Genomic DNA, 8,178 nt, shown 5'->3' on the forward strand with positions numbered 1-8,178 from the left:
GCCTTGCGGTGGCGGAAATGAACCAGCGCCGAAAGAGCGATGACCCCGGCAACCGTAAGATAGAACCGCAGATGTGATGCATGCCGTGCCTGCTCATGCGTTTCCAGTTGAGACTGAAGGGCGCTGATCTGCTCCTTCAACTGCTTCTCAACACGATCGGAGTGCCGTGAAAATACGTGTTCCGCGTGATCCTGCAGCGTCCGCGATGCGTCACGCACTGTCTGCTCCAGATTCAGGTCTGCTGCCATGATTACATGATCCTTCATATGTCGTTGTCGCGCTCGATACGAGACGGTACCGAATTGTTCCGTTCCCATCTGTCCGTCAACAATTCCTCACGAGGCGGGGTAGCCTTGATTGACTTACGCAAGCAGTGGCGTGGCGCTGGGCTTCACACAGATTGGAGCTCAATATTGAACACCGCATGTATCTGTTCCACGCGCGCCTGTATTCACGGAATTCGGGCCGATATGATGGTGCTTCTTCTGCCCCGGGTGAGATGCCGATCCTGTCAAAAGCCCTTGCGAGACGGTTTCGTCCCCTATAATCGGGAGAAACTGCTCACAGGAGGTCAAATGGCGGATCAGGACAGAAAGAGGAAAAATTCAGGTCGGCCCGACAGCCGGATGTCGGAAGAACTGGATGCCCTGATCCTGAAAACCGCCACCCGACTGTTTGGGGAACAGGGCTACGCCGCCACATCGGTCGAACAGATCGCGGCCGTGGCGGGAGTGGGCAAGCAGACCATCTACCGGCGGCACCCATCCAAGGAAAACCTGTTCAAGACCGTCATTGCCGAACTGGGGAACAGCTTCCTCCTCGCCGCCTCCCCTTCAGACGAAATGGTATCCAGCGATCCGCTGCAAGCGCTGTACAAAACCATGCGGATGCTGCTTGACCTGATCCTCAGCCCTGAAACGCTTTCGCTGAGCCGCACCTTCATCGGTGAAGGATGGCGTTTCCCGGACCTGGTGAACCATGCCGGTGCGCATATCTTCGACCCGCTGGAAAAACTGGCCTGCAAGCTCCTGACCGCTGTCTCCCGGGCGGGCCTGCTGAAGGCGGATTGCAATCTGGAGGAAACCAGCCAGATGCTTGCCACGCTCTGTCTTGGCGGTCCCCACCAGCAAATGCTGTTCGGACGCAGGATCCTGACGACGGCAAAGGAGCGTGACGACTATCTCGACCACGCCTGGCGTGCCTTCATGACGGGCATACTGGTCGCCCCTGCTCCCGGCCCGTCTGGCAAGAAGGGCCGGTAACAAGTACAAGGGAGCATGCACGGACCCGTAGCGGGACGTGGGTCGCCTGATCCGTGCCCGGTTAAAAAGCTGGCCCCTGCCCCGCCGTTATTTCTGTTTCCTGTCCTGTGGGACTCTGGTGTCAAACCCGCCCCCTATTGCCCTGTACATATCAACCGATGCATCAAGACTGGACAGGAGCGCAGTCGTATGCGCCAGTTCCGCCTGCTGGGCCAGCACCTGTGCAGAGAGCACATCCAGCCTGCTGGAATAGCCGTGTTCCAGCCGCAACTGTGTCAGTTCCACGTTTTTTTCGGCCGCTGTTTCCTTGTCCCCGTCACCCTGTTCGCGTGCGTGGGCATTGTTCTGTTCAAGCAGGGCGTCATGCACCTCCTTGAAAGCGGTGCGGATGCTCTGTTTATACAGAATGACCTGCTCGTTCTTCTCGGCCCGTGCCAGCTTGACGCCGCTGGCCGTGCGGCCAAAATCCATCACCGGGGCCGCCATCGAGGCCGCCAGCGTCCATGACCGCGTGGTGGCGCGATACAGGTTGTCGATATCAATGTTGTTCACCCCCGCCAGGCTGGCCAGCGAGATGGTGGGGAAATAGGCTGCGCGCGCAAAGCCGATATTGAAGTTGCTGGCGATCAGCGTCTGTTCATGCATGGCGATGTCGGGCCTGCGTTCGAGCAGGGTGGACGGGATTTCGGGCGGGGTCGGGATGGGAATGGTCAGTTGGTCAATGTTCTTGCCCCGCTCCATCGCCTGTCCGATGATCTGCTGGGGCGCGCGGCCCAGCATGACGGCCAGCGCACTTTCCGCCTTGCCGCGCTGGTCCTCCACATCTGGCAGGGCCGCCTGTGCCGCGTCACGCTGCTCGGTCACGTTCTGCACCACCAGCGCATCGACCGCGCCCACTTCATGCTGACGCTGCACCAGCGCCAGAAGGGCCGTCTGGGTCTCAATGGTCTGTTGCAGGATATCACGTTGCCGGTCCAGCGCGCGCAGGCTGAAATACAGCTTGGCGGTGGCGGCTGCGATGGACAGCCGCGCGGCCTCGTGCCCGTAACCCGCCGCTTTCACGCCTGCCTTGGCCGCCTTGCTCAGGCTNGCGTTCTTGCCCCAGAAATCGGCTTCGTAATTCAGCATGCCACCCACGAAGCCAAGGTTGCTCATCTTGTGCGCAACCGGCAGTTCATCCTTCAGGTGCAGGCGGCCCATGGCATCTGCGCCTGCCACCGAGATGGAGGGCAACTGGTTGGCGAAGGCATATTTATACTGTGCCCGCGCCTGCTGCAGCTTTGACCCGGCCAGGGCAAGGTCATCATTGTTCTTCAGTGCTTCGTCCACCAGTGCGTCCAGAACCGGGTCATTATAGCTGCGCCACCATGCGCCGCCATCGGGCACTGTTCTGGCCTGCTGCGTGCCCCATTTATCGGGCATGGGCATCTGTGGCCGGTGGTAAGTGGGGGCCAGCCACGCGCAGCCCGCCAGCAGCGCAGGCAGCAGGAGGATCGGGATGCGTTTCATCTTGTGGCTCCCTCAACCTGCGGCGATGGCGTTTCCTTCACCTTGAACCACAGCACGTACAGCGAAGGCAGGAAGATCAGCGTCAGCACCGTCGCCACGGCCAGCCCACCCATAATGACATCGGCCATTGGCCCCCAGAATACGCTGGACGCAATGGGCAGCATGCCCAGGATGGCGGCGACAGCGGTCAGCATGATGGGGCGGAAGCGGATCTTGGCCGCATTCATCACCGCATCCCATTCCGACTGCCCCAGATCCTTTTCGATCTGGATCTGATGCACCAGAATGACCGAGTTGCGGATGATCATGCCAATCAGCGCCACCAGCCCCAGCATGGCGATGAACCCCATCGGGTGCTGGGTCAGGAACAGCGCACCCACCACCCCGATCAGGCCAAACGGGGCCACGCTGATGACCAGCGCCAGCCGCCTGAAGTCCTGCAACTGGATCATCAGCACACCCAGCATGACCAGGATCATGAGCGGCACGACAGCCACGACGGATTTCTGCGATTTCGCACTCTCCTCCACCGTGCCGCCCACCGCGACATGGTAGCCTGATGGCAGGCTGGCATTGAACGCCGCGATTTTCGGGGCCAGCGTGCCAACGGCGGTATCCGCCTGCACCCCATCGCGCAGTTGCGCCTGTATGGTCAGCGTCGGCAGGCGGTCGCGCCGCCAGATCAGGGGATAATCCTCGACGTATGAAACACTTGCCACGGTAGACAATGGCACCGTCTGGTCATTGGGCAGGCGGATATCAAGATTGCGCAGATCCTCGATCGACAGGCGCTGGGCATGGTTGGCGCGCAGAACGACATCGACCAGATAGATGCTGTCACGGACCTGCGTCGCCGTAAGCCCGGTCACCGCCGAATTGATGGCCAGCGCAATCGCCCCCGATGACAGGCCCAGACGATGCGCTTCATCCTGCCGCACGTCGATCTTCAGCTTGCGCGCGGGATCGCCCCAGTCGAAATTGACCATGTGCAACTGGTTGCTGTCGGCCATGATCTTCGCCACGTCATGCGCGTAATGCCATACCCGGTCTGGGTCACGGCCGGTCACGCGGTACTGCACTGGCCAGCCCACCGGTGGCCCGAGTTCCAGCGGGAACAGCCCATGCACCACGTCGGGCATGTCGCGGCTCAGTGCACCATCCAGCCGCTTGCGCAGGCGGTCACGCGCCACGGCACTCTTGGCCACGATGACGGTCTGGGTAAAGAAGTCGTTGGGCAACTGCTCATTAAGCGACAGGTAAAAGCGCACAGCCCCGCGCCCGACATAGGAACTCCAGTGGTCGATATCGGGATCATTACGCAGGATGGCATCCAGCCGGCGCGAGACATCCGCCGTCGCCTTGATCGATGCCCCCTGCCGCAGCGACAGGTCAACCAGCAGTTCCGGCCGGTCGGATGCAGGGAAGAACTGCCGGGGCACCAGTGGGGACAGCGCAATGGCCACGACCAGTGCGGCAAGGCTGGCCAGCACGGTCGCACGCGGGCGGCGCATGGTGAACAGTAGCGCCCGGCTGAACACGCGCAGCAGTCGCCCTTCCGGCGGGGCATGGGGTGCTGCCGCCGGGCGCCGCTTCAGGATGGTCACCCCCACCAGCGGCGCCACCAGCACGGCCACGAACCATGACGCGATCAGCGCCATGCCCACCACGGCGAACAGAGAAAATGTGTATTCCCCCGCGACACTTTTCGCGAACCCGACCGGGATGAACCCCGCCACTGTCACAAGGGTGCCGGTCAGCATGGGGAACGCGGTCGAGACATAGGCGTAGGTCGCGGCCCGTGTCAGGGTCCAGCCTTCCTCCAGCTTGCTGACCATGCTTTCCACCGTAATCATGGCGTCATCGACCAGCAGGCCGAGGGCGATGATCAGCGCGCCGAGCGAGACGCGCTGCAGGTCAATGCCGAACATTTTCATGCACACGAACACGACTGCCAGCACGAAGGGAATGCAGAACGCCACCACCGTGCCCGCGCGGGCGCCAAGGCTGAGGAAGCTTATGCCCAGCACGATGACGATGGCCTCGAACAGGGCCTCGGTAAAGTCCCCTACCGCGTCATGCACCACCTTGGGCTGGTTGGCGACAAGGTGCGCCTCGATGCCGATGGGCATGCGGGCGTGCAGTTCAGCCATTTTGGCCGTGATGTTCTTCTCCAGTTCCAGCACGTTGCCACCACTGCGCATGCTGAGCGCCAGCCCGATCGCATCCTGCCCGCCCACGCGGAACATGGTCTGCGGCGGGTCGGAATGGGTGCGGGTGATAGTGGCGATGTCACCCAGCCGGATCTTGCGGCTGCCGGCATAGACCGTGACATTGGCAATGTCCTGCACCGACCCGAACTGCCCGGTGGGCTGGACCTGTATCTGTTCGCGCCCGGTATCGATCACGCCGGATGGTACGGTGGCGTTCTGCGCCAGCAGGGCGGCCGCAATCGTGGCCCCGTTTATGCCCAGCCGGGCCAGGTGGTGGGTGGAGAAATCGACATAGATCTTCTCGTCCTGCGCGCCCAGCGTGTCGATCTTGGCCACGTCGGGCACATGCAGCAGTTCGTCGCGCACCGTCTCGACATAGTCACGCAGTTCGCGGTGGGAAAAGCCATCGGCGGTAAAGCCGTAGATGATACCGTAGGTATCGCCGAACTCGTCATCAAAGAACGGGCCGAGCGTGCCCTGCGGCAACTGGGCCTTGATGTCGCCCACCTTCTTGCGCACCTGGTACCAGATGTCGGGCACTTCCGCCTTGGGTGCGCCGGACAGCAGGTTGACGAAAATCGTGGTCTTGCCCGCCAGCGTATAGCTCTTGACGTAATCGAGGTCAGGCGTTTCCTGCAGTTTCTTCTCGATGCGTTCGGTCAGCTGGTGGGTGGTTTCCTCCACCGACGCACCGGGCAGGAACGCCTCCACCACCATGGTCTTGACGGTAAAGGGCGGGTCTTCATTCCGGCCCAGTCTGAAGTAGGACTGGATGCCGGCCACGCCGATCAGGATCATGAAGAACAGGACCAGCGCACGGTGGCGGATGGACCAGTCGGACAGGTTTATGCCCCCCGGCGCGCGTGGCTCAGGGACGGACATCGGCTTCATCCAGCAGGCTGACCTTTTCTTGCGGATACAGCGCCTGCACGCCTGCCGTCACTACCCTGTCCCCGGCGTTCAGGCCGGATGCGATCACCACGTCATCGGTGGCATAACGGGCAATGGTGACGGGGCGCTGGGAGACGCGCAGCGTGTCGGGGGCCACGATCCAGACCGCAGGTTTGCCGTCCTGTGTGGCAAGGGCGGCGGGCGGCAGATGGACGGTTGGCGCTGATGATATGGACAGATGCCCCGTCACCACCGCGCCCAACGGCATCATGTCCCGCGTGGCGCGCAGTAGCGCCTTGGTATGATAGGTGCGGGTCAGCGGATCGGTATCGGGCGCGATTTCATAGATCGCGGCGGGTGCGCAGGTAGCAGGCGCTGCGTCCAGGCACACCTTCATGGTCATGCCCACGGTCAGACGGGACTGCGCCAGGGCTTCGGGCATGTCGAACTGCCCGTCCAGCCCGCCACCCGCCGCCATGCGCAGGACGGGCTGGCCTGCGGCCACCACCTCGCCTGCTTCCACCAGCCGGTCGGTCACGATGCCGTCCTCGGGCGCCATCAGGCGGGTGTAGCCAAGCTGTTCCTGCGCCACGCGTACCTGCGCCTGTGTCGCCTGCACCTGGTCCTGCGCGGTTTTGTAGCGGCGCACCGCGTCGTCATAATCGTTGCGTGAAATGGCCTCCACCGGCAGCAGGGCTGCGGCCCGCTGCTTCAGGGGGGCAGCCTGTTCCAGCGCCGCTTTTGCCGTGGCGTTTTCCGCCAGCGCCGTGCGCAGCGTCTGCTGTGGCACCGTGTCATCCAGCCGCGCCAGCACGTCCCCCGCACGCACGACGCTGCCTGCGGACACGGAACGTTCCACCACCTTGCCGGGCAGGCGGAAGGCGAGGTTGATGGACTGATGGGCGGAGACCTGTCCCGTCACCACCTCGCCGTTCGTGTCAGGCGTCGGGTCCACAATGACGGATCGGACGGGGCGGACTTCCTCCACTGCCACCTTCTTGTGGCAGGCTGAAAGCAGAAGCAGCAGGCAGAGCAGGATCAGGCCCGGAGCGCTACGCGGTTTTTCCACGGCGGGCGCGGGATATTGGCCCGGCGGGAGGCTGCCTTCCCTGTGCAGGATCGGATGAAGAATGGTAGCCAGGAAAGATGGAGGCTGGGCATGGCCCACGCTTTCATTGCCAGTATGTCTGGTTTGCATGGATACCGATCACCCTCAGTCATGTCCTGAATCCAGCGGCACGACGCAGCCGTTATGGCTTGCATAGACGAGACCGTATCGTATTGCAATGGCGTACAGGTGCTACTGTCGGCTGGCTGCAAACACGCGGGTAACAGGTGGGATTACGTAGGCACACATATGGTGCTGATCCGTTTGTTTTACCTTATTCGGCCCTAAACCGGCCAATTTGGCATGAACCAGCATGAATGAGCGGGTTCAGACATGAGCTCAGATAGGAACAAATTGGGGCGGGCATTCAGCGTTTCCCATGGCGCAATGCTATCAAGCTATTGGAAGGGGATGAAGGCGCTACGCTGGAACACCTTCATATGCACTCAGGAATCCCTCGATATTATCGCTCATCAGGAGCGGCATCCGAGCCCGTATGACCTCCTCTGGCCAGTCCCACCATGCCAGTGCGAGCAGCCGCTCGATGGTTCTCTCGGGGAAGCGGTATCTGATAACCCGGGTCGGATTGCCGCCGACGATGGCGTAAGGCGGCACGTCCCTGGTCACCACCGCCGCCGTGGCAATGATCGCGCCAGACCCGATGGTTACACCTGACATGATGTTGGCCCGCGCGCCGATCCAGACATCATTGCCGATGACGATATCCCCCTTGGTGGAATGGTCATCGGATGCGTCAGCTGCTTCGGGCCAGAAATTGCACTGGTTCTTGAACGGGTAGGTGGTGATCGTGTCCGTGCGGTGGTTGCCCAGGATCATCAGCACTTCGCGGGCAATCGAGCAGTATTTCCCGATCTTCAGGCCGGCATATTCGGCCTCTATGATGATGGGAGAACCCTTGGCGCCATACGTATGGTCCCCGATCTCCCAGCCCCATTCCTCAATCTCGTGGGCAAGCGTGTAGCGTAGGAGCAGCGAAAAGGCATTCTTGCCGTAATACATCTGGGCAGTTTTCTCCCATCATGGTTGAGGTTAAGCGGCTGTCGATATGTGTTTTTGCACATCGGTCACAGGAATCAACTGCCTTGCCATAGTGGACTTGTTAAGAACGAGATATATGAAGCGCTATCAACCTCTTTATTCCTTCCTGATCAGTTCCAGCCCCTCTTCATATGTCATC

6 protein-coding genes are annotated in these 8,178 nt (G+C 61.6%); 1 reads left to right on the top strand and 5 read right to left on the bottom strand.

What is annotated here, in order from left to right:
- The coding region (locus GEU01_RS18085; RefSeq protein ID WP_026018859.1) for a hypothetical protein at nucleotides 1–248 on the bottom strand (248 nt) is incomplete at its 3' end.
- A gap of 327 nt (nucleotides 249–575) precedes the next feature.
- Between GEU01_RS18085 and GEU01_RS18090 the strand changes: the two genes are divergently transcribed.
- Entirely contained in the window at nucleotides 576–1,262 is a 687-nt protein-coding gene (locus GEU01_RS18090; RefSeq protein WP_019087207.1) for a TetR/AcrR family transcriptional regulator, read from the top strand.
- A gap of 87 nt (nucleotides 1,263–1,349) precedes the next feature.
- Here GEU01_RS18090 and GEU01_RS18095 read toward each other — a convergent pair whose 3' ends face one another.
- The 4 genes from GEU01_RS18095 to GEU01_RS18110 form a co-directional block, all read right to left on the bottom strand.
- Complete coding sequence (locus tag GEU01_RS18095) at nucleotides 1,350–2,771, bottom strand: efflux transporter outer membrane subunit (RefSeq protein ID WP_019087208.1); 1,422 nt, start codon at nucleotides 2,769–2,771, stop codon at nucleotides 1,350–1,352.
- Entirely contained in the window at nucleotides 2,768–5,872 is a 3,105-nt protein-coding gene (locus tag GEU01_RS18100) for an efflux RND transporter permease subunit (RefSeq protein WP_019087209.1), read from the bottom strand. The genes GEU01_RS18095 and GEU01_RS18100 overlap by 4 nt, the downstream gene beginning before the upstream one ends.
- Nucleotides 5,850–7,070 carry an efflux RND transporter periplasmic adaptor subunit gene (locus GEU01_RS18105; RefSeq protein WP_019087210.1) on the bottom strand — a complete coding sequence of 407 codons (1,221 nt, stop codon included), beginning with the start codon at nucleotides 7,068–7,070 and terminating at the stop codon, nucleotides 5,850–5,852. The genes GEU01_RS18100 and GEU01_RS18105 overlap by 23 nt, the downstream gene beginning before the upstream one ends.
- A gap of 330 nt (nucleotides 7,071–7,400) precedes the next feature.
- Entirely contained in the window at nucleotides 7,401–8,000 is a 600-nt protein-coding gene (locus tag GEU01_RS18110) for a CatB-related O-acetyltransferase (protein ID WP_010515894.1), read from the bottom strand.
- Between the last annotated feature and the right edge of the window lie 178 nt (nucleotides 8,001–8,178).

This window comes from Komagataeibacter europaeus LMG 18890 (genome assembly GCF_000285295.1).
Classification (GTDB): Bacteria; Pseudomonadota; Alphaproteobacteria; order Acetobacterales; family Acetobacteraceae; genus Komagataeibacter; species Komagataeibacter europaeus.